20 protein-coding genes are annotated in these 26,666 nt (G+C 65.2%); 13 read left to right on the forward strand and 7 right to left on the reverse strand.

Annotated elements, in window-relative coordinates:
* Positions 1 to 4: 4 nt before the first annotated feature.
* From LMQ14_RS09435 to LMQ14_RS09475, 9 genes are read left to right on the forward strand one after another with little or no spacing between them, the layout of a single operon-like run.
* Positions 5 to 1,273 (forward strand): MCE family protein, encoded by a 1,269-nt coding sequence (locus tag LMQ14_RS09435; RefSeq protein WP_267734482.1) that lies wholly within the window; start codon positions 5 to 7, stop codon positions 1,271 to 1,273.
* Positions 1,270 to 2,298 (forward strand): MCE family protein, encoded by a 1,029-nt coding sequence (locus LMQ14_RS09440; RefSeq protein WP_267734483.1) that lies wholly within the window; start codon positions 1,270 to 1,272, stop codon positions 2,296 to 2,298. The genes LMQ14_RS09435 and LMQ14_RS09440 overlap by 4 nt, the downstream gene beginning before the upstream one ends.
* The gene (locus tag LMQ14_RS09445) at positions 2,295 to 3,479 is read left to right on the forward strand and encodes an MCE family protein (protein WP_267734484.1); all 1,185 of its coding nucleotides are present in this window, start codon (positions 2,295 to 2,297) and stop codon (positions 3,477 to 3,479) included. Before LMQ14_RS09440 ends, LMQ14_RS09445 begins: the two co-directional genes overlap by 4 nt.
* Positions 3,476 to 4,843, forward strand: coding sequence for a virulence factor Mce family protein (locus tag LMQ14_RS09450; protein ID WP_267734485.1), 1,368 nt, complete (start codon positions 3,476 to 3,478; stop codon positions 4,841 to 4,843). The genes LMQ14_RS09445 and LMQ14_RS09450 overlap by 4 nt, the downstream gene beginning before the upstream one ends.
* The gene (locus tag LMQ14_RS09455) at positions 4,840 to 5,961 is read left to right on the forward strand and encodes a virulence factor Mce family protein (protein ID WP_267734486.1); all 1,122 of its coding nucleotides are present in this window, start codon (positions 4,840 to 4,842) and stop codon (positions 5,959 to 5,961) included. The genes LMQ14_RS09450 and LMQ14_RS09455 overlap by 4 nt, the downstream gene beginning before the upstream one ends.
* Complete coding sequence (locus LMQ14_RS09460) at positions 5,962 to 7,431, forward strand: MCE family protein (protein ID WP_267734487.1); 1,470 nt, start codon at positions 5,962 to 5,964, stop codon at positions 7,429 to 7,431.
* A 15-nt stretch (positions 7,432 to 7,446) separates the two neighbouring features.
* Positions 7,447 to 8,175 (forward strand): Mce protein, encoded by a 729-nt coding sequence (locus tag LMQ14_RS09465; protein WP_267734488.1) that lies wholly within the window; start codon positions 7,447 to 7,449, stop codon positions 8,173 to 8,175.
* Complete coding sequence (locus LMQ14_RS09470; protein WP_267734489.1) at positions 8,172 to 8,819, forward strand: hypothetical protein; 648 nt, start codon at positions 8,172 to 8,174, stop codon at positions 8,817 to 8,819. The genes LMQ14_RS09465 and LMQ14_RS09470 overlap by 4 nt, the downstream gene beginning before the upstream one ends.
* Positions 8,820 to 8,833: 14 nt before the next feature.
* Positions 8,834 to 9,328 (forward strand): CAP domain-containing protein, encoded by a 495-nt coding sequence (locus LMQ14_RS09475; protein WP_267734490.1) that lies wholly within the window; start codon positions 8,834 to 8,836, stop codon positions 9,326 to 9,328.
* 6 nt (positions 9,329 to 9,334) lie between these two features.
* Here LMQ14_RS09475 and LMQ14_RS09480 read toward each other — a convergent pair whose 3' ends face one another.
* The 5 genes from LMQ14_RS09480 to LMQ14_RS09500 form a co-directional block, all read right to left on the reverse strand.
* On the reverse strand, positions 9,335 to 10,981 hold the full coding sequence (locus LMQ14_RS09480; RefSeq protein WP_267734491.1) for an NAD-dependent malic enzyme: 1,647 nt from the start codon (positions 10,979 to 10,981) through the stop codon (positions 9,335 to 9,337).
* 97 nt (positions 10,982 to 11,078) lie between these two features.
* Positions 11,079 to 11,669, reverse strand: a complete 591-nt coding sequence (locus tag LMQ14_RS09485) for a rhodanese-like domain-containing protein (protein ID WP_267734492.1) — start codon at positions 11,667 to 11,669, stop codon at positions 11,079 to 11,081.
* A 63-nt stretch (positions 11,670 to 11,732) separates the two neighbouring features.
* Complete coding sequence (locus LMQ14_RS09490; protein ID WP_267735426.1) at positions 11,733 to 13,103, reverse strand: MBL fold metallo-hydrolase; 1,371 nt, start codon at positions 13,101 to 13,103, stop codon at positions 11,733 to 11,735.
* 159 nt (positions 13,104 to 13,262) lie between these two features.
* Positions 13,263 to 13,514: a hypothetical protein gene (locus LMQ14_RS09495; RefSeq protein ID WP_267734493.1), complete on the reverse strand. Its 252-nt coding sequence runs from the start codon at positions 13,512 to 13,514 to the stop codon at positions 13,263 to 13,265.
* A 101-nt stretch (positions 13,515 to 13,615) separates the two neighbouring features.
* Positions 13,616 to 17,803: a bifunctional nitrate reductase/sulfite reductase flavoprotein subunit alpha gene (locus tag LMQ14_RS09500; RefSeq protein ID WP_267735427.1), complete on the reverse strand. Its 4,188-nt coding sequence runs from the start codon at positions 17,801 to 17,803 to the stop codon at positions 13,616 to 13,618.
* A 339-nt stretch (positions 17,804 to 18,142) separates the two neighbouring features.
* Here LMQ14_RS09500 and LMQ14_RS09505 point away from each other — a divergent pair, with 339 nt between their 5' ends.
* On the forward strand, positions 18,143 to 18,610 hold the full coding sequence (locus LMQ14_RS09505; RefSeq protein ID WP_267735428.1) for an LppP/LprE family lipoprotein: 468 nt from the start codon (positions 18,143 to 18,145) through the stop codon (positions 18,608 to 18,610).
* Between the two features lie 78 nt (positions 18,611 to 18,688).
* The gene (locus LMQ14_RS09510) at positions 18,689 to 20,125 is read left to right on the forward strand and encodes a nitrate/nitrite transporter (RefSeq protein WP_267734494.1); all 1,437 of its coding nucleotides are present in this window, start codon (positions 18,689 to 18,691) and stop codon (positions 20,123 to 20,125) included.
* Positions 20,126 to 20,143: 18 nt separating this feature from the next.
* On the opposite strand, the gene LMQ14_RS09515 is transcribed toward LMQ14_RS09510, so the two are convergent.
* Entirely contained in the window at positions 20,144 to 22,093 is a 1,950-nt protein-coding gene (locus LMQ14_RS09515) for an acyl-CoA dehydrogenase (RefSeq protein ID WP_267734495.1), read from the reverse strand.
* A gap of 103 nt (positions 22,094 to 22,196) precedes the next feature.
* Between LMQ14_RS09515 and LMQ14_RS09520 the strand changes: the two genes are divergently transcribed.
* On the forward strand, positions 22,197 to 22,919 hold the full coding sequence (locus tag LMQ14_RS09520; RefSeq protein ID WP_267734496.1) for a VIT1/CCC1 transporter family protein: 723 nt from the start codon (positions 22,197 to 22,199) through the stop codon (positions 22,917 to 22,919).
* The gene (locus LMQ14_RS09525) at positions 22,919 to 24,040 is read left to right on the forward strand and encodes an esterase-like activity of phytase family protein (protein ID WP_267734497.1); all 1,122 of its coding nucleotides are present in this window, start codon (positions 22,919 to 22,921) and stop codon (positions 24,038 to 24,040) included. Before LMQ14_RS09520 ends, LMQ14_RS09525 begins: the two co-directional genes overlap by 1 nt.
* On the opposite strand, the gene LMQ14_RS09530 is transcribed toward LMQ14_RS09525, so the two are convergent.
* Positions 23,999 to 26,605 (reverse strand): ATP-binding cassette domain-containing protein, encoded by a 2,607-nt coding sequence (locus LMQ14_RS09530; protein WP_267735429.1) that lies wholly within the window; start codon positions 26,603 to 26,605, stop codon positions 23,999 to 24,001. The genes LMQ14_RS09525 and LMQ14_RS09530 overlap by 42 nt on opposite strands.
* Positions 26,606 to 26,666 lie beyond the last annotated feature (61 nt).

Below are 26,666 nucleotides of genomic sequence, written 5' to 3' on the forward strand. Positions count from 1 at the left end.
CCGTATGAGCAACCACAGGGACAGCGGGCCGGCACGGCGAAACAGGGTCCGCAGCAGCAAGATTGATCCGATCTGGTGGGCGCCGACGTTGTTCATCCTGGTCGGGGGGCTGATCGCGGTGACCGCCGGGGCGTTCTCCGGCAAGTTCGCTGACTTCATCCCGTTGACGCTGGTGTCGGACCGCGCGGGCTTGGTGATGGAACCGGGCGCCAAGGTGAAGTTGCGGGGCGTGCCGGTCGGCACGGTCGCGTCGATTGGCACCGACGTGAAAGCGGCCCAGCTTCAGCTGAAGATGGACCCGGGCCCGTTCAAGTATCTGCCCAGCAATCTCGAGGCCGAGATCAAATCGACCACCGCGTTCGGGTCCAAGTACGTCGACCTGATCGTGCCCGGCGAAGCCAGCCACACGCCGTTGAAGCCGGGCGCGGTGCTGCATTCGCGCAACGTCACCGTCGAAGTCAACACGGTTTTCGAGAATCTGCAGTCCGTGGTCCAGGCGCTCGATCCGGCGAAGCTCAATGCGATCTTGTCGGCCTTCGCGCAATCGGTGCGCGGCAAGGGTGATCGGATCGGACAGTCGATCACCGATGCGAATAATCTGCTGCTCACCGTCAACCCGCGCATGGACACGATCCACCGGGACTGGCGACTGTTCGGGAAGACGACGGCCATCTATTCCGATGCGGCGCAGGATATTCTGTCGATTCTCGACTCGGCCTCGACCACCAGCGCCACCCTCACCGAAAATCAGCGGTCGCTGGATTCACTGCTGTTGTCCGCGATCGGCTTCAGCCAGACCGGCATCAACGTCATCGGCAGAAACGAACCCAACATCGTGCAGTCGATGAAGCTACTCGACCCGACATTGACGCTGTTCAACAAGTACTCGCCGACGTTCACCTGCTTATTCCAGGGTGCGCAATGGTACGTCGACCATGGGGGTCGAGATGCGCTGGGCGGCAACGGGTATTCGGTAATTCTGGACGCCGCGCTGCTGTTCGGTGACGACCCGTACCGGTTCCCGAAACACCTGCCGAAGACCAATGCCACCGGTGGCCCCGGCGGCAAGCCCAGCTGCGGCTCGTTGCCCGACCCGAGCGCGAACTTCCCGGTGCGGGCACTGGTCACCGATACCGGTTGGGGTGCCGCTCCAGACGAGATCCGGACCAGTCCCTGGGTTGGTAACCCGTGGTGGGCCAACTACTTCCCGACCACCAAGAATCCTCCGGAACCGCCTCGCTTCAACTGGCGCGGGGGGCAGCCGCCGCCATGAGACGGAAACTGTCAAGCATCATCGCGCGTGTCGCGCTCTTCACCGTGGTGTGCCTCGTCTTCACCTTTACGTTGGTTGCGGTGTTCGGGCAGCTGCGCTTTGAGGACCGCACCGACTACCAAGCGGTCTTCACGAACATCTCCGGTCTGAAGTCCGGCAACTTCGTTCGCATCGCCGGGGTAGAGGTCGGCAAGGTCGGCGACCTCGAACTGCGTCACGACGGCACGGTCACCGTGGGCTTCGCAATCGACAAGGGGATACGACTCACCGAGGGCACCAAGGCCGTGGTGCGATACGAAAACCTGATCGGTGACCGGTATCTCGCTCTCGAAGAGGCTCCTGGACCGCCGCGCCGGCTACCGCCGGGGTCGACGATTCCGCTGGCGCGCACATCGCCGGCCCTCGACATCGACGCACTCATCGGGGGCTTCCGACCGCTGTTCCGGGCGCTGGATCCCGATCAGGTCAACGCGCTCTCCGGTCAGCTGCTGCGAATCTTCCAGGGGCAGGGCGGCACACTCGCCTCCGTGCTGTCGCAGACCTCGATCCTGACCTCGACGCTGGCCGGGCGCAGCGAGTTGATCGGCGAGCTGATCACCAACCTGAACACCGTGCTGCATACCTTCGCCGCGCGGGACCACGAGTTCTCTGACGGCGTGGACAAGCTGGCCCAACTGGTGGAGGGCTTGGCGCAGCGCAAGGACGACATCTCCACCGGGCTGGCCTACATCAACGCGGCCGCCGGTTCGATCACGGATCTACTCGTCCAGTCTCGTCAGCCGATCAAGGACGTGGTGCACGAGACCGACCGCATGTCGGCACAGGTGCTTGCCGACCGCGAGTATGTCGACAAATTGCTCAAGGATCTGCCCGACATCTACCAGGTGCTGGCTCGTCAGGGCCTCAACGGCGACTACTTCGGTTTCTACTTCTGCGAAGTTCTGATGAAAGTCAACGGCAAAGGCGGCAACCCGATCTTCATCAAACTCTTGGGTCAGCCCAGCGGACGGTGCACGCCCCAATGAAGCTGAAGCTGTCCAAGATCAAACCGCTCGGCCGTCGGAGCCCGTTCGCGCTGGGGTTGATGGGCACAATCCTGTTGACTTGCGTGACCATCGTCGCTTTTCAGTACAACAAGCTGCCCTTCGTCAAGAACACGGACGACTACTCCGCCTATTTTTCCGAGGCGGGGGGCATCAAACCCGGTAGTACGGTGCGGGTTTCCGGGATGGGGGTCGGCAGGGTCTCCGACATCCGGTTGGAGGGCACCAAGGTTCGGGTCGGCTTCACCGTCCGCCAGGGCATCGAACTGGGGGACCGCACCGAGGCGGCGATCAAGACCGAAACGATCCTGGGCTCCAAGATGCTCGAGCTCACGCCGCGTGGGGAAGGGCGGCTCTCGGGCACTATTCCACTGTCCCGAACCCACTCGCCCTACGATCTTCCCGATGCACTGGGTGACCTGACGACCACCATCAGCGGCCTCGATACGGCCCAATTATCTTCGGCCCTAACGACGTTGGCGAACACATTCAAGGAGACCCCACCGAACCTGCGGCCCGCGCTGGAAGGCGTGGCCCGGTTCTCGGACACTCTCAACGGCCGTGACGCGCAGCTGCGGAATCTGCTGGGCAATGCCAACAAGGTGTCGACGGTGCTGGGCAAGCGCAGTCAGCAGATCGCCGGACTGGTGGCGAATTCCAACGCGCTGTTGGCCGCACTGCTCGACGAACGCGATTCGCTGGACGCCCTGATGAACAACCTCACCGCGGTATCGCACCAGATTTCCGCGCTGGTCGACGACAACAGAACCCAACTCAAGCCTGCACTCGACAAGCTCAACGGCGTGCTCGAAATCCTGGACAACCGCAAGGAAGACATCCAGAAGACACTGCCCAAGTTCAAGCGATATGCGATGTCGTTCGGCGAATGCCTAGGTTCTGGGCCGTTTTTCAAGGCCTACGTGGCTAACCTGGTCCCCGGCCAGATCGGTGGGCCGGTCCTGGACGCGGACATGTACGACCGGTTCCTGGATCCCAACCAAAAGCTGCCCTCGGAGGCGGTCGACCCGCCGACGGGAACGCCACCCGTGCCGCCAGAGAACGCACCGGTCCCGCTTTGGTCGCAGCCGCCCTCACCGCCGCCCTCGACGCCGCCGATACGAACCATCCCGCCGCCCTCGCCTCACGAGTTCGACGGGCCATGAACATGAGTCGAGATACCCTGCGCAAAGCAACAGCGATCAGCCTGGTGCTGACGCTGGCCGTGGCGTCGTTTCTAGTCGGCAAGAAGCTGTGGAAAGACGTCGAAAAGAACACCTACTCGGCGTATTTCACGGAGGCCAACGGCCTGTTCGTCGGTGACGAGATTCGGATCCTCGGCGTCAAAGTCGGCGTCGTGGACAAGATCGAGCCGCAGCCCGCCAGCTCCAAGGTGACCTTCTCCGTGGAGAAGCAGTACGCGGTTCCTGCCGATGCCCGCGCCGCGATCCTCTCGCCGTCGCTGGTGACCTCGCGGGCAATTCAACTCGTTCCGGCGTACTCCGGCGGGCCGAAATTGAGCTCCGGCGCGTCGATCCCGCTGAGTCGCACCGCGGTGCCGGTCGAATGGGACGACTTCCGTAGGCAGCTCGAGAAGCTGACCGATGCGTTGCAGCCCACCAGCCCGGGCGGAGTGAACTCCGTCGGCGAGTTCGTCAACTCGGCCGCCGATAACCTGCGTGGCCAGGGAGATACCGCTCGCGATACAGTAATCAAGCTGTCGCAAGCGATCTCGGCCCTCGGTGACCACGCCGACGACATCTTCAGCACGGTGCGCGATCTGCAGCTGCTGGTGTCGGCGCTGTACTCCAGCAGCGATCTGCTGGCCGCGTTCAATCAGAACCTGGCCAGTGTGACGACGGTGCTGACAAATAGCCCCAACGAAATCGGTAATGCGCTCAAGGCTCTCGACGGTGCGTTGGCAGACGTTCGCGACTTTCTCGCCGAGAACCGCGAGTCAATGGGCGTCACCTTCGACCGGCTCGGCTCGATCACGACCGCGCTGAACGACAGCCGCGGTGACATCAAGCAGATCCTGCACATCGCCCCGACGGTGTTCCAGAACTTCCTGAACATCTACCAGCCTGCGCAGAGCGCGATGACCGGCATCATCGCATTGAACAACTTTGCCGATATCCCGCAATTCATCTGCAGCTCAATCGAAGCGGCGTCGCGTGCGCGGCTGGCCCGGGTCTCCAAGCTGTGCTTGCAGTACATCAACCCGATCATCAAGAACCGCGTCTACAACTACATACCCGCCGGGCTCAACCCCTTCGTCGGGACGCAGGCTCGGCCAAACGAGATCACTTACAGCGAGGACTGGCTCCGGCCCGGGTACACGCCGCCGGTAGCAGCCTCGCCACCGCCCGAGGCACCGCCACTACCCGGACCGCCGCCGCAGCTTCCTGGCCAGGCCGGGCTTGCCGATGAGCCGCAACCCGCCGAAGCGCCGGGACCGCCACCCGGCGCCGGGATGAGCTCGATCCAAGTGCTGCAGAACCTGATGCTTCCGACGGGACCATCGTCATGAGACGCCTGATAGCCGCCGCGCTCGGTCTGGTCTGTGTCGCCGCGCTTTCGGCGTGCGGATGGCGCGGCCTGAATTCGTTCACCCTGCCCGGTACCTCCGGTGGCGGGCCGGGCGCCTACACAATTCAGGCACAGATGCCTGACGTCGTGACAATTCAGCAGAACACCCGGGTCCGGGTCGACGACGTCACCGTCGGCAACGTCACCAACATCGAGCTGCAGGATTGGCACGCACTGGTGACTATGCGCATCAACGGCGATGTCCGGTTGCCGGCCAATTCGACCGCCAAGCTGGGCCAGACCAGCCTGCTCGGTTCGATGCACATCGAGCTGACGCCGCCCAAGGATGAGCCGCCGGTGGGCCAACTCAAAAACGGATCGGTCATTCCGTTGAGCCGGGCCAGCTTGTACCCGAGCACCGAACAGACGTTGGCCTCGGTGTCAATCCTGCTCAACGGTGGGGGAATTGGGCAGCTGCAGGAAATCAACCAGGCCGTCGCCAAGGCGTTCGCGGGTCGTGAAGACGACATGCGCAGCCTGCTGACACAGCTGGATGTGTTCATCGCCAAAACCAACGATCAGACCGATGACATCATTGCCGCCTCCGAGAATCTCAACGCGCTGGTCGGGCAGGTTGCCGGCAAAGACGCCGTCGTTGACAAGGCGCTGACGACGGTTCCCAAGGCGTTGGCTGTGTTGGCAGCAGAACGCACCAAGATCGCCGACACGATCGACCAGGTCGGCAAGTTCAGCGCGATCGCTGCTGACACCATTCACCAGAGCAGGGAATCTCTGGTCAATAATCTGCGCAACATCGCACCGGTGCTGCGGTCGCTGGCCGACGCCGGCCCATCGCTTACCAAAGGGCTCGACGGCTTGGCGACCTACCCGTGGCCGGCGTCCACAGTGCGGAACTGGTTCCGCGGCGACTACGCCAACCTGACCCTGGTGGTCGACTTGACCCTGAGCCGCATCGATCAGGGAATCTTCACCGGCTCCCGATGGGAAGGAAACCTGACTCAACTCGAACTGCTGTGGGGGCGGACCATCGGCATGCAACCTAGCCCAGTCACCGGCGGGAACCCGCTGACCTACCCCTATCACTTCGGGGGATACTGAGTGCTCCGCCTCAATCGCAGGACCTGGATCCAGTTGGCCATCTTGACGCTGGTGACCGTAGTTTCCTGTGGCGCAATGGCATTCAACTTCATGAAGCTGCCCGCAACGCTGTTCGGGATCGGGGAGTACAACGTTACTGTCGATCTGCCTCAATCGGGCGGGCTGTACCAGACCTCGGTGGTCACCTACCGCGGCACCGACGTGGGCCAGGTCAAGTCGGTCGAGGTCACCGCTACCGGAGTGCGCGCGGTGCTCGCCATGAGATCCGGGGTCAAGGTGCCTGCCAATGTTCAGGCTTCGGTACACAGTCGCTCGGCGATCGGTGAGCAATATATCGACCTGACCCCACAGCAGGGCAAGGAAAACGAACAATCTCGGCCGCTGCGGGCCGGGGACGTCATTCCCCCGGGCCATGTCGATGTGCCCGTCGATATCGGCCGCCTGCTCGACATGACCAACCGTGCGCTGCAAGCGATTCCGCGAGACAACTTGCGCACGGTGATCGACGAGACCAATCGGGCGGTCGGCGGCCTCGGACCCGAGCTGTCGCGGATCGTCGACGGCTCAACGGCCTTGGCCATCGCTGGAGGCCAGACTATCGACCCGCTGGCCGCGTTGATCGACCAATCGCCTGCGGTGCTGAACTCACAGGTGCAGACGTCGGAGTCGATCGCCACCTGGGCCAGTCGAACGTCGGCACTCATGGCGCAGTTCAAGGCGCAGGATGCGGCGGTGCGAGATCTGCTGACGCAAGGCACTTCCGGCATCGAAGAAAGTCGCGCATTGCTCGACCGGGTGTCGCCGGCCTTGCCGGTGTTGTTCGCCAACCTGGTCAGCCTCGGCGACATCGCCGTCGTCTACCGCCACGACATCGAACAACTGCTGGTGTTGCTCCCGCAGGGCATTGCGGCCATGGCAGCGATCGTCGTGCCGAGCTCGAACACCAAGCAGGAGTATCGCGGCGCGCAGCTGGACTTCAACCTCAACATCAACCTGCCGCCGCCGTGCACGACGGGGTATCTGCCTCCGCAGCAGCGTCGCTCACCGGCCAGCGTGGATGCTCCGGATCGTCCCGCGGCGGATCTGTTCTGCCGGGTGCCGCAGGACTCGGAGTTCAATGTCCGTGGCGTACGCAACATTCCGTGCGAGGCCAAGCCCTGGAAGCGGGCACCCACCATCGAGCTGTGCGAGAGCGACGAGGAGTACGTGCCGCTCAACGAGGGCTACAACTGGAAGGGCGACCCCAACGCCACCACCAGCGGCCAGGGTGTGCCGATGTACCCGCCGGGCCAGGATCCGCGGCTGCCACCCCCGCGGGGCACCGCGCCGTCGCCGTCGCCGCTTTCCGTGACTACCTACGACCCCGCCACCGGTGACTACATCGGTCCGGACGGAAAGCATTACACCGAGTCCGACTTGGCGCATCCGCGTGCCAAAAACTGGCAATCGCTTCTGGTTCCGCCAGCGTAGGAATGAAGGAGAAACATGGCCGACGAGCCTGATACCCCAGAGACCGAAAAGCTCACTGAGCCAACGGCCGCCGACGTCGAGGACTACGACGCCGCTGCTGAAGACGACGCCGCTGAAGACGACGCCGCTGAAGTCGACGCCGCTGAAGTCGACGAAACCGCCGTCGACGAAACCGCCGTCGACGAGGCCGACGAGGCCGACGAGAACACAAGCGAATCCGAAGGCCGGTTCGCCCGCTGGCGGCAGCGGGCCACCCGCCGGCGGCTTTCCCGCACCGGAACGGCATTGGTTGCCAGCGCCGCGATCCTGGCGCTGCTGGCCGGATTGACTGGCTGGCTGGGATACACGGCGTACGGAAAGCGCCAAGCCCAAGCCCAGCGTGAGCAATTCCTCCAGGTCGCTCGCCAGGGTGCGGTGAACCTCACCACGATCAACTACACCCAGGTCGATGCGGACGTGCAGCGAATCCTCGACCTGGCCACCGGGGCCTTCCGGGACGATTTTGAGCAGCGGGCCAAGCCGTTCATCGAGGTCGTCAAGGCGTCGCAGTCGAAATCGGAAGGCACGGTGACCGATGCGGGCCTCGAATCCCAGCGGGGCGACTCGGCTCAGGTCCTGGTGGCGGTCGCGGTGAAGTCGCAGACTGCCGGCGGCGAAGTAGCGCCACGGGAATGGCGGATGCGCATTGAGGTCCGCTCGATCGGCGACGATGCCAAAGTGTCGAACGTGGTGTTCGTGCCATGACCACACTCAAGGACGAAACCGAGAAGACCGTGGCTACCAACTCAGCGGAAGAGGCTGAGCCACAAGAGGCGCAAGCCGAAGACACTGCGACACAAGACGAATCGGAAGCCGTCGAGATCGACGAGGCGTCCGACGACGAGCCCAAAACCAAGAAGGGCCCGATCCCATGGTCGCGGGTGCTCGCCTACGGTGTGTTGCCGGCGATCGCGCTGCTATTGGCGCTGGGGGCGGGCTACTTTCGATGGGTTGTCGGATCCACCGATGCGCTGGCATTGGCCGGCACCGAATCTGTCCGGGCGGCAAGCGAAGACGCGGCGGCCCTGCTGTCGTACCAGGCCGACACGGCGGACAAGGATCTCGGTGCGGCACGAGAGCGGCTGACCGGCGAGTTCAAGGACGCCTACACCGCGCTGATCCACGAGGTGGTGATCCCGGGTGCGAAGGAAAAGCACATCTCGTCGGTAGCCAAAGTGACTGCGGCATCCTCGGTTTCGGCGTCCGCCAACCATGCGGTAGCCCTGCTGTACGTCAACCAGACGGTAACCATCGGCGACGGCGCTCCCACCGACACCCAGCCCGTCATCAAGGTGACGCTGGACAAGGTCAATGGCCGATGGCTGGTTTCGCGCTTCGACCCGGTGTGATTCGAGGAGAACAGATGACGGTGTGGCTACGCAATCTGACCGTCCTCGTGCTGCTGCCGGTGGCGGGAGCATTGTCGGCCCCCGCCGCGCACGCCGACAATAAACGGCTCAACAGTGCTGTCGTCTCCGCCGTCTACACCCTCCAGCACCAGGTGGGCTGCACGAATGACGTCATCCGGAACAATGCGCTGACGCTGGCCGCCCAATGGCACGCGGACGACATGATCAACAATCGAAACATCAACGACGACATCGGAACCGACGGGTCCACGCCGCAGGACCGCGCCAACGCGGCCGGCTTTCGCGGCAAAGCCGCCGAGACGGTGGCGATCAATCCGGCCATCGCGATCAGCAGCCTGGAACTGGTCAACCAGTGGTATTCCAACCCCGCCGACATGGCGATCATTCGCGATTGCGCCAACAACAATATCGGCGTGTGGTCGGACAACAGCCTGGACCGCACCGTCGTGGTCGCCGTGTACGGTCAGCCGGCCCCGCCCACCCGATAGACCCGATCAGTCGTAGACCGGCGCCCACAGCGTGTCGGCCACGGCTTGCGCGACATCGTCATGGCTCGTCGTGGCTACCCCATCGTCGGTCGCGGCGTGATAGACGGCCTCGGCGACCGCCATCGAGATCTCGCGCAGGTTCTGCACGTCCGGCAACAGGGAGTCTCCGGTCGCTTTCGGGCTTGCTTGCCGCACAATGGCTTTGGCCGCGGCTTGCAACATGCCCGCAGTGACTGTTTTGGCCCGGGCGACGATGGTGCCGAGACCGATTCCCGGGAAGGCCAGCGCGTTGTTGGCCTGGCCGATGATGTAGGTGGTCCCGTCGTGGGCGATCGGGGCGACGGGAGTGCCGGTGGTGATCAGCGCCTTCCCGTGCGACCAGGCGAGTATGTCGGCCGGCATGGCTTCCATGCGTGAGGTCGGGTTGGACAGCGGAAAGATCATTGGCCGCTCGTACGATGCGGTCATTGCCTCGACGACTTCTTGGGTAAATGCGCCGAATACCGCCGAGGAGCCCAGCAGAATAGTGGGTGACGCGAGCTTGATCGCGTCCACCAAACCCACCCGCTCTCCGTCGGCCACACCCAGTCGATCGCGGTTTTTCGCGTACGGCACCTGGAAGTCGCGCAGGTCGTCCATGTCGTCGAACAACAAGCCCTGCTTGTCGATCGCCCAGATCTGCGAGGTGGCCGCTTCGACGGTGGCACCGTCGGCGACCATCGCGTCACGTATTTGGTCCGCGACGCCGATCCCGGCGGTTCCGGCACCGAAGACGATCGCTTTCTGGTCGCGTAGCGGGACGCCGGTGACATGACATCCGCCGTACACCGCGGCCACCACCACCGCGCCGGTTCCCTGGATGTCGTCGTTGAAGATGCAGTAGTCATCGCCGTAGATCTGCAGGATCTTGCGCGCGTTGATCGGCCCGAAGTCCTCGAAATGCAGGATTGCGCGGGGAAACAGCCGGTGGGCGGTTTCGATGTAGCGCTTGACGAATGCGTCGTACTCCTCACCGCGACGCCGGGCATGGCGGTTGCCCAGGTAGTAGGGGTCCTGCAGCAGCTGTTCGTTGTCGGTGCCGACATCGAGTGATACCGCGATGCAGCGGCGAGGATCGATGCCGCCGCCGGCGGTGTAGAGCGCCAACTTGCCTACCGCGATCTGGATGCCGCCCACCCCCCAGTCGCCGATGCCCAGGATGGCCTCGGCGTCCGTGCACACGATCAGGTCGACGTCATCGGGTCCCAGCCCGAACGTGTCGAAGGCTTCCTCGATCTCGTCGGGTTCGTCGACGCTCAGAAACAGCCCGCGCTGTCCGCGGTATTCGTCGGAGAAGCGTTGGATGGCCTCACCGACGGTCGGCGTGTAGACCACCGGCATGAGTTCGGGCAGATGGTCAGCCAGCACTTTGTAGTACAGCAGTTCGTGGCGGTAGTGCAGCTGCTCGAGAAGCAGATTGCGTCCTAAATCTGTTGCCAGACTTTGCAATTGGTGCCAAACTCGGTCGGCTTGTTGCTCAAGGGTAAGAACGGCCGACGGGAGTCGCCCGGTCAGTCCCAGCTGCAGTCGCTGCTCGTGGGTGAAGCCGACTCCGCGATTGAGGCTTGGCGAGGACATCGCGAGTGGGATCCGGGGGGTGTGGGCGTCGCCCATCACGCCCTCCGTCCAATGGCGTGGCGCATGCAGACACGGTAGCGCTGATCATGGTGAACGCATCCTGAAGACCGCTTAACGGGCCGATGCGCCCGTTTTAGCCTTGGCGCCGCGCAGCGAGTCGCGACAGGACCGTCTCGGCATCCGATGTTGCGCCGCGGTTGTACGGCAATTTGGAGAGCGCGGTTCCCATCGCGCAGGTGTTGGATACCGCGGCATAGGTCAGACCCGCACCGATTCCTGCGGCCAGCCATTTGAGTCGCGGGACGGCGACGCTGCCGAGAACGGAGGAGAGCACGAGTGACCCCGCCACCAGACGGACCTGACGCTCGAGGTCCCATCGCTGCGCGCCCCGGTCGACCGCGAAACCCCGCCCCTCCCAATCGGTGATGCCGTTCTCCAGGACGCGCCCGTTGGGTAGTCCCGCGTTTCGCAGCAGCGCTTGCGCCTTGGTCGCGCGCTGGCCCGAACGGCATACCAGCACGACGTCGTGATCGTCGTCGAGGCGTTGCGCGATCTCAGCACCGTGCTCATCCACCACATCGAGCGGGACGTTGTAGGAGCCGGCGATGTGCGCGGTCTCGAATTCGGCGGGGGTCCGGACATCGACGACACGTGGAGCCCCGGGCGACTCCAGTAGCGTCCGAAGTTCTGGCGAGGTGATGACATTGGCAGTAGGTGTGCTCATTTTCAGCTTCCGGTCGGTGTGACTTAGCACTACCCGAGCCGGAGCAGTGCTACGAGTTTTTGTTCAATGTGAATTTTTTGGTCCGGTGTCCGGCGTGGTGATCTCTAACTTTTCGGCGTTGTCGTAGGCGTCGTCGACCAGCACGACGCGGCGATCGTGCCGATCGAGCAGCGCGGCGGCGACCGACGCGCGATAGCCGCTGGCGCAATGGATCCACAGCTCATGGTCGGCGGGGATCTCGTCGAGCCGTTCCGGCACTTCGTGCACTGCTACGTTGACCGCGCCGCGCACATGGCCGGCGTCGAACTCGTGGCGCTGGCGGACATCGAGCACGCGCACGCCGTCATCTCCAAGCACCGCGGCAAGTTCGCCGAAGTCGGCCACCCGGTAGCCGCGCAGCTTGTCACCATCGGCCAGGTCGCTGATGTCGCCGCTGGCGCCGCCGGTGAGGCGTTCGACGCCGATGCGGGAAAGCTGACGTTGCGCGTCGGCGATCTGCTTGGTGTCTTCGCCGATCAGGGTCAGCGGTGCGCCCCAGGTGTAGAGCCAGCCGAGATAGTTGACGAAAGGACCGGACAGCTCGAATCCGTATGTGCCAGAAAGATGTCCGGCCGCAAACGCGGTTCGGTTGCGTAGGTCGACGACCCATTCGCCGGCGTCGATCCGCCTGCGAAGCTCGCTCGGGTCGACCGGTGCGGGCGCCGACAGATCCGAAGCCGTGGGGCCGCTCCGGTTGATCACACCCATGTGCGCGTAGTAGGCGGGGAACGCCGACAGACCGGCGAGAAGTTCGTCGACGTAATCCTGCTCACCTTGGGTCAACGCGGGGTTTTTGCGGCGTTGGTCTCCGATGGTGGAGTCGTCGCCGTCGGTGGGCGCGGCCGAGCAGAAGCTGCCGAACCCGTGGGTGGGGTAGACCGGTGTCGACGCGGGCAGCTCGTCGGCAAGGCGCCGGACCGAATGGTATTGCAGCCGAGTCAATTCCTCGGTGTGCTCCTCGCCGAGTAGGTCGGTTCGTCCGGTGCTGCCGAACAGCATCGACCCTCCGGTGAATACGCCAACGGTGTCGCCGGAGTCGTCGCGGAGTACGTAGCTGATGTGATGCTGGGTGTGGCCAGGTGTGAGCAGCACTTCCAAATGTATTGCACCGCTGTCGATGTGGTCGCCATCGCCGACGGCGCGGCAGGTGAATTCGACGTGTTCTCCGGCGGGAAGAACATATTCGGCCCCGGTCGCGGCGGAAAGCGCCAGCCCGCCGGTGACGTAGTCATTGTGGATGTGGGTCTCGAGCACATGCGTGATCCGCAGCTCGCCCGTCAGCTCCAGCACCCGATCGATGTCGCGCTGCGGGTCGATGACGACCGCCACCTCACCGTCGCTCACCAGGTAGCTGCGGTCGCCCAACCCGGAGGTTTCGATGATCGATACGTCCAACACGTTTAGCGCCCATCCATGGAGGTGGTGTTTGCTCGACGCTACTTGTCGGCCGGTGGGCGTGCGCCGAGCTGACAATTGCCGCCGGCTGCCACATTGACAATCGCGGCAGCACGGTATCCGCCATTTGTTCAGCAGATATCGAGGGCGAACAGGGCGCTATCCGGCCTGGCGTCGACCGTCGCTCAGCCACTCGGCGGGGTCTTGGCCCGCATCCGGTTCAACAGGCGCGGCGTCGCCGCTGCTCACTTGCGCGCGCAGCGAGCACCAGCGCTTCCGGACCAGGTGCTGCTCGTAAACCTTGTCGCGCTGTGCCTGGGAGAACGCGAAATCCAGGTCGATGGGTAGTCCCGCCCACGCGACTAGGCCCCCCGGCAATGCCTGGTCAGCTGGGTGATCGTCAGTCGCCATACGGGCACCCCTTCATCGAATACGCACCAAGTTGTTGAGCACATGGTGCGATACCGATGTTTCAGCCGCGGATGGCCGACGTTTCCGCCGTATTACGGGTTCTAGTAGACGTCGCGGTGGTAGCGCTTATCAGCGCTGAGCGACTGGACGTAGGTTTCCGCCGCGTCGAGGTCGAGGTTGCCGTGCTCGGCCGCGATCTCGCACAGCGCGCGATCGACGTCTTTGGCCATCGGGTCGGCACTGCCGCAGACATATAGCTGTGCGCCGTCCTGCAACCAGCTCCACAACTGAGCGCCACGCTTGCGCATCAGGTGCTGGACGTAGACCTTCTCCTGCTGATCGCGGGAGAACGCCAGGTCCAGCTCGGTGAGCAGCCCGTCGGCGTGCATCTTCTCAATCTCGTCGCGGTAGTAGTAGTCGGTCTCGGCGTGCTGCTCGCCGAAGAACAGCCAATTGGGCCCGGTGTGGCCGAGCGCGCGGCGCTCCTGCAGGAAGCCGCGGAACGGCGCGATACCGGTCCCGGGGCCGATCATGATCATCGGCGTGTCCGACTGACTCGGCGGGCGGAAATTGCTCGACGGCTGCAGGTAGACAGCGACTCGATCACCGGGGGAGCGGTCGGCAAGGTAGGTCGAACACACCCCGCGGCGCGGGATGCCCTGGTAGTTGTAGCGCACCGGCGAGACGGTCAGGTGGGCTTCCCCCGGGCACTCTTTGGGGCTCGATGAGATCGAGTAAAGCCGCGGTTGCAGGCGTTTGAGGACCCTGAGCCACTCGTGGGCCGATGCGTAAACCGGTAGCTGCGCCAGCAGATCGACGGACTGGCGGCCCCATGTCCAATTATTCAGGGCCGCTTTATTTTCCGGCCGCAGCAGCTCTGCGAGTTTCGGTTCGCCGGTGCGTTCCTGCACGAAGCGCACTACGTCCCGACTGATGTGGGCGATCTCGATGCGCTCGGTGAGCGCGGAACGCAGCGACATCAGGCCATGCTCACCGACCTCGACCGGGGTCTGCCCGTCCAGCCCGGTGACCGCCAGCCATTCGTCGACCAGCTGATCGCTGTTGCGTGGCCACACCCCGAGCGCGTCGCCCGCTTCATAGCCGGCGGCCTCGTCGGAAAGGTCGAAGACGATCTGCCGCACGTCTTTTGCGGAGTTCGGTCCGCTGAGGGTGGTGTTGCTGATCATGCCGGTGACCAGCGGGCGTTTCTTGTTGTAGGCAGGCGCCTGGGGGCGAGTTGCGGGACGAGGGGCGCACGCGGGGGCCGATGCCGGTGCGCCGACGCGGGTGGGGGTGCGCCTGAGCTCCTCGATGACCCCGCCCATCCACCCGGCGGCGGCCTCCTCGTAGTCGGGCTCGCAGTCGATGCGGTTGACGATGCGGGTCGCGCCCAGCTCCGCCAGCCGCTCATCGAGCTTGCGCCCATAGCCGCAGAAGTCGTTGTAGTTGGAGTCGCCGAGAGCCAAGACGGCGTAGCGGGTGCCGGAGAGCTGCGGTGCGCCGTCACCGGTTAGCGCCCGCCAGAGTCCGGCGCCGTTGTCCGGCGCCTCGCCGTCGCCGGTGGTGCTGGTGATCACCAACAGTTCTCGCGTCGTGGCCAACTCGGCCACCGGGAAGTCATCCATGCTGTGCAGCGCGACCGACAGCGCGGCTTCCCCGAGCTGGGCAGCGAATGCGGCGGCGAGTTCCTCGGCGTTGCCGGTCTGCGAGGCCCACAACACCACAATCGGGGCCTGCTTTGGATCGGCTTCGGCTACCGGGCTATTCGGCGGGTCGCCCGGTGTCTGGTTGGCGGGGGCGAGTGGCATGAAGGCCGGCGTTGACGCGGGTGCCTCGGCACGCGCGAACATGCCCGCGAGCAGACCGTCCACCCACAACCGGGTGTTGGTGTCGAATGGGGCGTTCAGTGGCAGGGTAGGCACCCCGGCCGTGCGGCGGCCGGCTTCCGTGCGCAATCCGGCCAGCACTCCGGCCAAGTAGGTGCGGCCGAGCGGACCAAGCGCAGGTGCCGGTTCGTTTGCCACACCAAGGATTTCGGCGAGAGCGTCAACGCGTGACACGCTGATTTCGGTGGCCTCCAGAGTATTGGGGTCTTCGGTGGCCACCGAAGGCTCGGGCTCGGTGTCGAAATCCGATGTGGCGGCGGCGATCTTGGCGACGGTGACCGCGCACGCCTTGAACTCGGGCTGGAAGGACACCGGATCCACGGCGTCGTTGGTGACCGCGTTGATCGACAAGTATTCGCCGAAGACGTCGTTCCAGTGGAAGGGCGCAAAGCAGTCGCCCAGCCGCACCCGGTCTGTGACCACGGCAGGCAGCACGGCTCGGCCACGGCGCGAGGCGATTTCGACCCGATCGCCATCGGCGATCTCGAGTCGTGCGGCGTCGACAGGATGGATTTCGACGAACGGTCCCGAGTTGAGTTTGTTAAGCTTGGCGACCTTGCCGGTCTTGGTCATCGTGTGCCATTGGTGCGGCAGACGCCCGGTGTTGAGCAGGAACGGGTAGTCATCGTCCGGCATCTCGTCGGGCGACAGGTGCGGGCGGGCGAAGAACATCGCCCGGCCATTCGCGGTGGCGAAGGCCAACCGCGGCACGGTGCCGTCCTCCCGGACCAACTGAGTCTGGCTGACGCCGTCGTTGAGGTAGCGAATCGGGTTGCGGTCATCGGCGCCATCGGGCGGGCAGGGCCACTGCAGCGGGGTCTGTCGCAGCCGGTCGTAGCTCGCGCCACGCAAGTCGTAGCCCGTCTTGGGATTCCAGAATCGCTTGATCTCCTCGAACACGTCCTCGGCGGAGTCATAACTGAAGGAATCCGAAAAGCCCATCTCGCAAGCGATTCGGGCGATGATCTGCCAGTCCGGCATCGCTTGACCGGGAGCTTCGACCGCCGGCTGGAATAGCGTCATGTTGCGCTCGGAGTTGATCATCACGCCTTCGGATTCGGTCCACAAGGCGGCGGGCAGCAACACGTCGGCGTAGCCGTTGGTCTCGGTCTCGAAGAAGGCGTCTTGGGCGATCACCAGCTCGGCGCGCTCCAGACCCGCCAGCACCGTCTTCCGATTGGCAACGCTGGCAACGGGATTGGTGCAGATGATCCAGCAGGCCTTGATCTCCCCGGTGGCCATGCGGGAGAACATGTCGACGGTGCCGGTGCCGACCTCGCTGCGCAACGATCCGCGCGGGATGCCCCACTGGTCCTCGACGAAGTCGCGGTCGGCCGCTGACGTCACCGCGCGCTGGCCCGGCAGACCCGGCCCCATGTAACCCATTTCGCGCCCGCCCATCGCATTGGGCTGCCCGGTCAGCGAGAACGGGCCGCTGCCCGGCTTGCAGATCGCGCCGGTTGCCAGGTGCAGGTTGCAGATCGCGTTGGTGTTCCAAGTGCCGTGGGTGCTCTGGTTGAGGCCCATCGTCCAGCAGGTCACGAAGTTCTCGGCCTCGCCGATCCAGCGTGCCGCGGTACGGATGTCCTCCGCGGGGATGCCCGTGGTCTTGCTGACCTTGTCCGGCGTGAAGTGCTCGAGGAAACTCGGCATCTCGTCCCAGCCCTCGGTGAATTCGGCGATGAATTCGGGGTCGGTGTGGCCGTTTTCGACGATCAGGTGCAGCAGCCCGTTCAGCAGGGCGAGGTCTGCGCCGGAGGAGATCTGCAGGAAGAGGTCGGCCTTTTCCGCGGTTGCGGTGCGGCGCGGGTCGACGACGATCAGCTTGGCGCCGGCCTTGACGCGGTCCATCATCCGCAGGAACAGAATCGGATGGCAATCGGCCATATTGGCGCCGATGACGAAGAAGACGTCGGCCTCCTCGAAGTCCTGATAGGAACCGGGCGGCCCGTCGGCGCCCAGCGACAGCTTGTAGCCGGACCCCGCGCTGGCCATGCACAGCCGGGAGTTCGATTCGATCTGGTTGGTGCCGATGAACCCCTTGGTCAGCTTGTTCGCGAGGTACTGCGCTTCCAGCGACATCTGGCCAGACACGTACAGGGCGAAGGCATCCGGGCCGTGTTCGTCGATGATGGCCCGCAACTGCTTGGCGGACTGGGTGATCGCGGTGTCGATGGCGACCGGCGCGGGGGATTCGCCGCGGTCGGCGCGCCAATAGGCCGAATCCATCCGGCCCGGTGCGGCCAGCATGTCCGCGGTGGTCGTGCCCTTGGTGCACAGACGGCCGAAGTTGGCCGGGTGGCTTTTGCTTCCAACAGATTTCGCAACGTGACGGCGGTCGCTGCCCGGATCGGTTGTGATCTGCAACACCATGCCGCAGCCGACACCGCAGTAGGCGCACATGCTGTTCACGGTGTCCTGACCGTGCTCTGCAGCCACGCCTACGTCCCTCCTTCCGAGCGCGCAAGGGTCTATAGCGGTAAATCGTGCGACATGGATGTTTCGGCACCGGGCGTCCGATGTTTCCGCCGTTTTACGGCTTGATCTCACCGGATCCGAACGCATTTGTGAGGTGTGTGGAAAGCCCGCGGCCGAGTGCGTAACCGCAGGTCAGCATTGATCTGCGGCTTGATGTCAGATTACCCGCGGGCCCTTGGGAATTCGCTGCCAGAACGGGCTTTCGGACCAAACAAATGGGACATTCACAGTTTTCGCTAAGCTCACAAAGTGCGTCGTCACATTGTGATTTTTCTGGCTTTGTTGGCCGCGTCTTGCGGCGGAAAGCCAACGGCACCGTCGGCGTCGCGGGCGGACACGTGCAAGGAGTCCGACGGGCCGAGCGCCGAGACCGTGCGCCAGGCGATCGCCTCGATTCCCGTCGAGGTTTCCGGCTCGAGCTGGGTGGAGATCGGACGCGGGCACACGAAGAATTGCCGGCTGTACTGGGTGCAGATTATCCCGACCATCGCCAGCGAGACGACTCCCCAGCAGCTGGTGTTCTTCGACCACAACCGGTCGCTGGGCACACCGACGCCAAACCCCAAGCCGTACATCACGGTGCTGCCCGGCGGCGACGATGCGGTCACGGTTCAGTACCAATGGCAGACCGGGCACGAAGAGCCCTGTTGTCCCAAGGGAATCGGCACCGTTAAGTTCCACATCGGGCCGGACGGCACGTTGCAAGCACTCGGCAAGATTCCGCACCAATAGGTTTACCGCACATCATGTTCCGATATTCCGCGAGATTCGGTCTTGGTATCGAAGGGATTACAGTGCCTGAACGCGACGATGCGTCCAGTTCGAACGGTCAAGCGAGTGGGTAGGTCACGTCATCTCTCTCATTGGGACGCAGAAGATCTGGAGGCCTGGGAAGCGGGCGGCAAGACGATCGCCCGAAACAACCTGTTCTGGTCGGCCGTCATCGTGCACCTGGGCTACGCGATATGGGCGCTCTGGCCGGTGATGGCACTGTTCATGCCCAGGGAAATCTACGGCTTTTCCGCCGGCGACAAACTGCTGCTCGGTATTACCGCCACCCTGGTCGGGGCATGCCTGCGGCCGACATATGCCGTGGCAACCGCGATCTTCGGCGGCCGTAACTTGGCCATGTTCTCGGCGTTTGTGCTGGTGGTGCCGGTCATCGGCGCGATGGTCCTGCTTGCTCATCCGGGTCTGCCGTTGTGGCCGTACCTGGTGTGCGCCGCCCTGTCCGGCATGGGAGGCGGTAATTTCGCGGCTTCGGCAAGCAACGCCAACTCGTTCTACCCGCACCGGCTCAAGGGCGCGGCGCTGGGGATCGCCGGCGGGATCGGCAATCTCGGGGTGCCGATGATGCAGATCGTCGGGCTGGTGGTCATCGCCGCCGCGGGCGACCGGCAGCCGTACTGGGTGTGCGGCCTGTATCTGGTCTTGCTGACGACCGCGGGTTTCGGTGCCGCGTTCTTCATGAACAACGTCGCCCAGCACCGAGTGCAGCCGGGCCGGCTGCGAGCGATCCTGTCGGTGGTGGTTTCCACCCGCGACACCTGGCTGCTCTCGCTGCTCTACCTCGGCACCTTCGGGTCGTTCATCGGGTTCTCGTTCGCGTTCGCCCAGGTGCTGCAGACCAGTTTCGTGGCCGGCGGGCAAACCACCTCCCAGGCCTCGCTGCACGCCGCCGAACTGGCCTTCATCGGACCGCTGCTCGCCGCGCTGTCCCGCATCTACGGCGGGCGGCTCGCCGACCGGCTCGGCGGCGGGCGCGTCACGTGCGCGGTATTCGTCAGCATGGGTCTGTCGGCCGGAATGCTGATCACCGTCGGCACCATCGAGGATCCGCACGCGGGTCCGGTCAGCGGCTCGGCGATGGCTGGTTACGTGGCCTGCTTCATCGCCTTGTTCACCTTGGCCGGGTTGGGCAATGGTTCGGTCTACAAGATGATCCCGACGATTTTCGAAACGTGCAGCCAGAATCTGGATATCAGCGAGACCGACCAGCGGCAGTGGTCACGGGTGATTTCGGGCATTGTCATCGGCGTCGTCGCCGGCGCCGGGTCGTTGGGCGGTGTCGGGATCAACGTGGCGTTGCGGCAGTCCTATGTCAGCACCGGCACGATGACGTCGGCATTCTGGATCTTCCTGTCCGTTTACATCGCTGCCGCACTGCTGACCTGGGTCAGGTACGTGCGCCGCCCGCTGAGTGCGCCCGCGAACAATAGCGTTGCCGGTGCGGTCGAAGCCGGTTGAGCCGACAGCGATTCGGGTTCAGTCGGCGTCGGGCAGGTTCTCCGGGTGCAGCATCTCGGCGTAGCGCAGCGGCTCCGGGATACCGAAGCCCTCGACCAGTGTCTCGGCATGCGGGCGAAGGGCCCGGCACCGATCGTTGATCCCGCGGGTGACCGCCTTGGCCCGCCCGCTGGACAGGTAGCCGTGCTCGATGTACCAGGCCTTGTCGTCCTCGATCACCGACAGCGCGTACAGGTCGCAGAGGATCTCCAAAAGCTCACGGGCTTCCGTGTTTTCGCAGGCGTCGATGCCGGCGACGAATGCTTCCAGCACGATCCGGTCGATGTGTGCGTTCGCGGTGTGCAGCACGTGGTCCTGCACGGCGTTGAATGCGTCGAACGCCGACATCTCCTTGGCCTTGCCCTGTAGCCGCCGGGCGACCGACGACAGCAGATACTCCTCGCGGGCTTCGAACATGTTGACCTGCGTGCCCCGGTTGAACAGGCTGCCCTCTTCTTCGCTGTCCTGGCGGGCGTCGACGATCCTTTGCATAATCGCCTCGGCCGCAGTGCGTTTCAGCACCCGCTCGCCGACGGTGTTGGCCGCAAACCGCACCCATTCGACCGGGCTCATGCTCTTGATGTCGTCGGCGTAGGCGGTCAGCAGCTCCTTGGCCACCAACTGGGTCAGCACGTGGTTGTCGCCCTCGAACGTGGTGAACACGTCGGTGTCGGCGCGCAGTGCGATCAAGCGGTTTTCGGCCATGTAGCCCGCGCCGCCGCACGCTTCCCGGGCCTCCTGAATGGCGCGGCTGGCATGCCAGGTGTTGGCCGCTTTCAGGCCGGCGGCACGCGATTCCAGCTCGCGCTGTTCCTCGGCATCGGGGAAGTCCGACGTCTGCAGGTCGTGACATTTGGCCACCAGCTCGTTCTGCGCGAACTGCAGCGCATACGACTTGGCGATCAAGGGGAACAGCCGCCGCTGATGCACCAGGTAGTCCATGATCAGTACTTCATGTGCGTCGTCGTCGGGTGCGCTGAATTGCCTGCGCTGCAATGCATATCGAGTGGCGATGTCCAACGCGACGCGGGCGGCGGAGCCCGCGCTGCCGCCCACGGTGATCCGGCCGCGGATCAGCGTGCCGAGCATGGTGAAGAACCGTCGGTTCGGGTTGTCGATCGGCGAGGTGTAGGTGCCGTCGGCCGCGACGTCGCCGTACTTGTTCAACAGGTTTTCCCGCGGCACCCGGACGTGGTCGAACATGATGCGGCCGTTGTCCACACCGGGCAGACCGCCCTTGTAGTCGCAGTCCGACGTTGTCACCCCAGGCAGGTCGTTGCCGTCGGCATCGCGGATCGGGACCAAGACACAGTGCACGCCGTGGTTGACCGGCTTGCCGTCTTCGGTGGTGATCAGTTGCGCGAAAACCGATGCCATGGTTGCGGTTTCGGCAGCGCCCCCGATGTAGTCCTTGCGCGCCGACGGGGTCTCGGAGTGGATGACGAACTCTTCAGTCTCGGGGTCGTAAGTCGCGGTGGTCTCCAGCGACTGGACGTCGCTGCCGTGGCCGGTTTCGGTCATCGCGAAACAACCACGCAACTCGAGGCTGATGATCTTGGGCACGTAGGTCTCGTGGTGGCGCTCGGTGCCCAGGTTCTCCACGGCGCCGCCGAACAGCCCCCACTGAACTCCGGCCTTCACCATCAGCGACAGATCCGACATCGCCAGCATCTCGATCATCGTGACCGCCGCACCGACGTCGCCGGTGCCGCCGTGTTCCTTGCGGAACGAGTCGGCCGCGGCGCCGAACGCGGCCATGATCCGCATCTGCTCGGCGACCTTGGTGCGCGCGATCACCGTGTTCGGTGTGTAGTGCGGGCGGAACAGGTCCTCGCTCATCGCGGCCCGCATCCGGTTCTTCACGTCGCGCCAACGCCCGTCCAAGGCGTTGCGTAGCTGTTCGGCAGTGTTCGTCGCGTCTGGGGCCATACCCGACGGTAACCTGCCGCTCTTCCCGCGGGAACAACCCGCGGGTGTCGATCCTGTGGCGTGGATCTTCCCGGCACGGCCCACATCACGTTTAGATGGCGTCATGTCCCAGCCCGACACCCCGTCCCGGAACCCGGCGTACGACGTCGGACACACCCATCCCGATGTCAGCGGAGGCTGGCTTCGTGCGGCCACCTTCGGCGCGATGGATGGACTGGTCAGCAACAGCGCCCTGATCGCCGGTGTGGCCGCCGGCGAAAGTGCGCACACCACGTTGGTCAGTGGTATTGCCGGTTTGCTGGCCGGCGCGTTCTCGATGGCACTCGGCGAGTACTCGTCGGTGACCACGGCCAACGAGCAGATCGACTCCGAGGTGCACATCGAGCACCGCGCCATCCGTAACCGCCCGGACGCCGAGCGCGCCGAACTTGTCGACATGCTCGTCGAGATCGGTATGAGCGAGAAAACGGCGCAGATCGCCACCGACGAGATCCATCGTGACGAGAAGCGCGCCGTCGGCTTCCACCTCGTCCAGGAGATCGGCCTGGACCCGGCGGAGAAGCCCTCGCCGTGGGTGGCCGCACTCGCGTCCTTCTTCATGTTCGCGATCGGTGCGGTCATTCCCCTGATGCCTTACCTACTCGGATATGGGTCATTGCCAATCGGATTGGCGTGCGGCGCGGTCGGCCTGCTGATCGCAGGGGGCCTGACCGCTCGCTATACGCGCAAACCGGTGTGGTGGGCGGCGGGCCGGCAGCTGATGTTCGGCGCCGTCGCCGTCGCCGCCACCTACCTGCTCGGCCTGCTCGTGGCGGCAGTCATTTGATGCCGGTCCGGTTGTTGGCGCTATGTGGGTTATGTCTTGCCTGGTTGCTCGCCGGTTGCGATGCGGCGCGCCCTGCGGCTCCGTCGAACACGCCGCGGCCGGTGCTGGCGTATCTCGGTCAGGCGCAGGTCGCGTTCGGCACCACCTTCGCGGACACGGTGATCGGCGGCTTGTCCGCACTCAGCTACGACCCGCAGCGCCAGCTCTATTACGTGATCAGCGACGACCGCTCGGAGAGAAACCCTGTCCGGTTCTACACCGTGAAATTATCGTTGTCGGACAAGGGAATTGACGGGGTCACCTTCAACGACACCCATCCGCTGCTGGACCGGGCGGGGGTGCCGTTTCGGCCGCTGACGCTGAACACCACGCCGCCGGTGGTTCCTCCCGACCCGGAGGGCATCGCCTTCGACCGGGTCCGGCAACGGTTGTATTGGAGTTCGGAAGGCGAGCGGCTGACCGAGGGCCCGGTGCTGCTGGACCCGTGGGTCAGGACCGCGGGACTCGACGGCGCCTATCAGGGCCAGTTCACCCTGCCGGCCAATCTGGCCATGTCCGCCCAGAAGACCGGACCGCGGCGCAACCGGGCGCTGGAGGGGGTGACGTTGACGCCCGACGGCCGATCGGTGTTCGCGTCGATGGAGGATCCGGGTTACAACGACGGGCCCGAGACCGGCGACGGGCACCGCGTGCTGACCCGGTTCACCAAATTCGACGTCGCCACCGGAATGCCCACCGCGCAGCACGCCTATCCGATGGAGCCACCCACCCCACCGGCCGACGAGAACGGTGTCTCGGATCTGGTGGCGCTGACGGATACGACGTTTCTGGTGATCGAGCGGACCGATTCCCTACCGCAGACGATCCGCGTCTACCGCGCCGAGATCGCTTCTGCCACAAACGTATTGGACATGCCGTCGATGACGAACGTCCTGCTGACGCCGATGGTCAAATCGTTGGCCGTCGACATGACCACCACACCGGGCCTGTCGCCGCTGGGCAACGTCGAAGGCATCACACTGGGACCGAAATTGGCCGATGGTCGTCAATCGGTGGTGTTTGTCAGCGACAACGACTTCTCACCCAGGGGTGTCACTCAGTTCCTGCTGTTCGCGATGTAGCTGCCGCGGGCGGATTTCGCGTGCCGGTGGCCGCAGCCGGTACCGGGCGAACCCGGCCCACACCGCGCCGAAGCTGGCGAGCATGAGGACGTCGAATATCCACCAACCCGCATAGTGCGTCCACATCAAGATGTCGGCGGCCTGCGTGTCGACCCGATGTAGGTCGACGGTCGAGGCGGATGCCGCGAAGCCCCACTGGGCCGGGACGAACCACGAGATCTGGTCGTAGCCCCAGGTGCCCACCAGTGTGATCAGGCCTCCGGCAAACAGCGCCGAAGCCAGGATCACCGGCACGACCAGGGGCAGAACTTCGCGCAGGGACTTGCCCAGCGTCGACAGCGCCAGGCCCACGATCGCCGAAACGATGGCCGTCAGCGCCACGCTGACATACAGCTCGACGGTGGCATTCTGCAGCAAGACGGCGCCGCGCACCGGCCGGCCTTTCTCGGCGATGACGATGGCGAACAGGATGGCCGCCAGGGAGGCCGCGGCCACGCTGGAAAAGACGATCTTGGCCGCCAGATAAGCGGTCGTTGAAAGCCCGACGGCTTGCTCGCGCCGGAAGACGCGCCGCTCGCCAACCAGTTCGCGAATGGTCAGCGCGGTGCCCAGGAGTACGGCCGCGATGTTGAGTGCGGCCAGGATCTCGACGGCTTCATGCAGGTTGCGGCTCGTTGCGCCGGGGCGGCCCAGGCCGGAGTCACCGGGAATCAGCAGGGTCAACGCTGCCAGCGCGAACGGCAGCGCCACCAAGAACAAGGTGAAGAGGGGGTCGGCGACCAGCAGCCGCGCCTGCCGACGCGCCACCAACCAGGCTTGCCGGGTCAGCGTGGGCGATCGCAGCGGCGGCCAGGGTGCCGCGACCTCGGGTGGTTCCGTCGGACCGTGTGCCTGTTGCCGTGCGGAATAGGCGCGGTGGGCACCGTCGGGATCGGAACCTATCTTTGCGAGGACGTCGGACCAGTCGGCGCTACCCATTGCGGACTCGATCTGCGCGGGTGGTCCGGCGAAGGCCGTCGTTCCCGCGGCCGTCAGCAGCAGAACCTGGTCGCAGGTAGTGAGGTGGCTCAACGATGTGGTTGCCACCACGACGACGCAGCCGAGGTCGGCCTGACGTCTCAGCACCGCCATCACGTGATCTTCTTGCGCCGGATCCAGCCCGACGCTCGGTTCGTTGACCACCAGCAGGCTCGGCCGGGTGATCAGTTCGACCGCCACCGACGCGCAGCGGCGCAGCTCGGGCGAGAGCTTGCCGATCCGGGTGGTGCGGTGTGGCGTCAGCTCGAGCTCTTCGAGCACCTGGTCGACCACCCGGTCGCGATGCTCACGCGGGGTGTCGGGCGGCAGCCGCAGCTCGGCGGCGTAGCGCAGCACCCGTTCGACGGTCAGCCGCCGGTGAATTCGTTCGTCGCGCCCGACGATCCCGATGCGGGTGCGCATGGCCTCGGGTTCGGCGTACACGTCGTGGCTGTCGACGGTGATTTGTCCGGTGCTGGGTGCCCGGGTGCCGGCGAGCATCCCCAGCAGCGCCGAATTGCGGGCGGTCGACGGCCCGACGACCGCGGTCAGCGTGCCCGGACGCGCCGCAAACGACACGTCCGTGAGCAGGTCGTGCCCGTCGGCGCTCAGGCCCAGCCGATAGGCGTTGACGCCGACCGTGCGGGCGGCGGCGTCGAGTGGCAACCGATAAGTCGTGCTCGGATCTTCGGTGGGGACGGGCCCGGTGGCGGGGCGGCTGGCCCGCAGCTTTCGTGTCGCGTCGCTCATCCGCTCGATCAGGCCGCGGCCTTTGGGCTGTTCCTCCGGCGCGATGGGTTGCTCTACCGGCGGCGGCGGTAGAGCGGGCGGAGGTGCTGGCGGCGGTGGGTGTGACGGCGGCGGCGGGGGTGGCTGCGGCGCTGGCCGTGCGGGTGGTGCTGGGAGCGGAGCCACCGGGGGCGGTGGCGCGACCGGGGGTGGTGGCGGCCCGACCGGTCCAGCCGGCGGTGGCGGCGGTGGGATGGGGCGCTCGACCGTCGGCTGTCGCGATGGCGTGATCCGCATTCGCTGCGTTTCCCGCTGGGTCGGGATCTGCGGCGGGGGTCCGGGCGGTGGGCCGGGCGGTGGCCCCAGTGGGCCCGGTGGACCGGGCGGCGGCGGGGTCGGTGGGGGTGGCATCGGCGACCGCGGCATGGGAGGCGGCGGCGGGGTCGGCGGTGGCTGCATAGGCGGCGGATATGGCGCGCGTTGCGGCGGCCCCAGCGGGCCCGGCGGGCCGGGCGGCGGCCCCGGTGGGGCGGCCGGCGAGCCAAGCCGGAAAACCAGTCGTGGCCCGTGCTGGGGATCCCCGAGCGCGATCGCCTGGCCGTCGCGGATATCGACGGCCGGAACCCGAGCCCCGTCGACGAAGATGCCGCCGCGACTCCTATCGATGGCAACCCAGCGCGTTCCGGCAAACCGGAGGAGCACATCGGGCTGCGGAATCGGCGGCGGTGGGGCGGCGAAGCCGAGGCGGTCCAGCGGGACGTCGCACCGGTCGCCGTACGCCACGACCACGTCGCGGCCCGGGGCAAACACATACCTCATCGAACCGACGAAGACGGTGAGCGGTGAGGCTGGGAATGCGGAAGCCACCGACTAAGTGTCT

It is taken from the genome of Mycobacterium sp. Aquia_213 (assembly GCF_026625985.1).
In the GTDB taxonomy this organism is placed as follows: domain Bacteria; phylum Actinomycetota; class Actinomycetes; order Mycobacteriales; family Mycobacteriaceae; genus Mycobacterium.

Coding starts and splice junctions, on each gene's coding strand:
- LMQ14_RS09435 (WP_267734482.1), top strand. CDS start 5: ATGAGCAACCACAGGGACAGCGGGCCGGCACGGCGAAACAGGGTCCGC.
- LMQ14_RS09520 (WP_267734496.1), top strand. CDS start 22,197: ATGTCCCAGCCCGACACCCCGTCCCGGAACCCGGCGTACGACGTCGGA.
- LMQ14_RS09495 (WP_267734493.1), bottom strand. CDS start 13,514: ATGGCGACTGACGATCACCCAGCTGACCAGGCATTGCCGGGGGGCCTA.
- LMQ14_RS09475 (WP_267734490.1), top strand. CDS start 8,834: ATGACGGTGTGGCTACGCAATCTGACCGTCCTCGTGCTGCTGCCGGTG.
- LMQ14_RS09500 (WP_267735427.1), bottom strand. CDS start 17,803: ATGTGCGCCTACTGCGGTGTCGGCTGCGGCATGGTGTTGCAGATCACA.
- LMQ14_RS09450 (WP_267734485.1), top strand. CDS start 3,476: ATGAACATGAGTCGAGATACCCTGCGCAAAGCAACAGCGATCAGCCTG.
- LMQ14_RS09455 (WP_267734486.1), top strand. CDS start 4,840: ATGAGACGCCTGATAGCCGCCGCGCTCGGTCTGGTCTGTGTCGCCGCG.
- LMQ14_RS09445 (WP_267734484.1), top strand. CDS start 2,295: ATGAAGCTGAAGCTGTCCAAGATCAAACCGCTCGGCCGTCGGAGCCCG.
- LMQ14_RS09510 (WP_267734494.1), top strand. CDS start 18,689: ATGCGTCCAGTTCGAACGGTCAAGCGAGTGGGTAGGTCACGTCATCTC.
- LMQ14_RS09480 (WP_267734491.1), bottom strand. CDS start 10,981: ATGGGCGACGCCCACACCCCCCGGATCCCACTCGCGATGTCCTCGCCA.
- LMQ14_RS09440 (WP_267734483.1), top strand. CDS start 1,270: ATGAGACGGAAACTGTCAAGCATCATCGCGCGTGTCGCGCTCTTCACC.
- LMQ14_RS09525 (WP_267734497.1), top strand. CDS start 22,919: ATGCCGGTCCGGTTGTTGGCGCTATGTGGGTTATGTCTTGCCTGGTTG.
- LMQ14_RS09465 (WP_267734488.1), top strand. CDS start 7,447: ATGGCCGACGAGCCTGATACCCCAGAGACCGAAAAGCTCACTGAGCCA.
- LMQ14_RS09515 (WP_267734495.1), bottom strand. CDS start 22,093: ATGGCCCCAGACGCGACGAACACTGCCGAACAGCTACGCAACGCCTTG.
- LMQ14_RS09485 (WP_267734492.1), bottom strand. CDS start 11,669: ATGAGCACACCTACTGCCAATGTCATCACCTCGCCAGAACTTCGGACG.
- LMQ14_RS09530 (WP_267735429.1), bottom strand. CDS start 26,605: ATGAGGTATGTGTTTGCCCCGGGCCGCGACGTGGTCGTGGCGTACGGC.
- LMQ14_RS09470 (WP_267734489.1), top strand. CDS start 8,172: ATGACCACACTCAAGGACGAAACCGAGAAGACCGTGGCTACCAACTCA.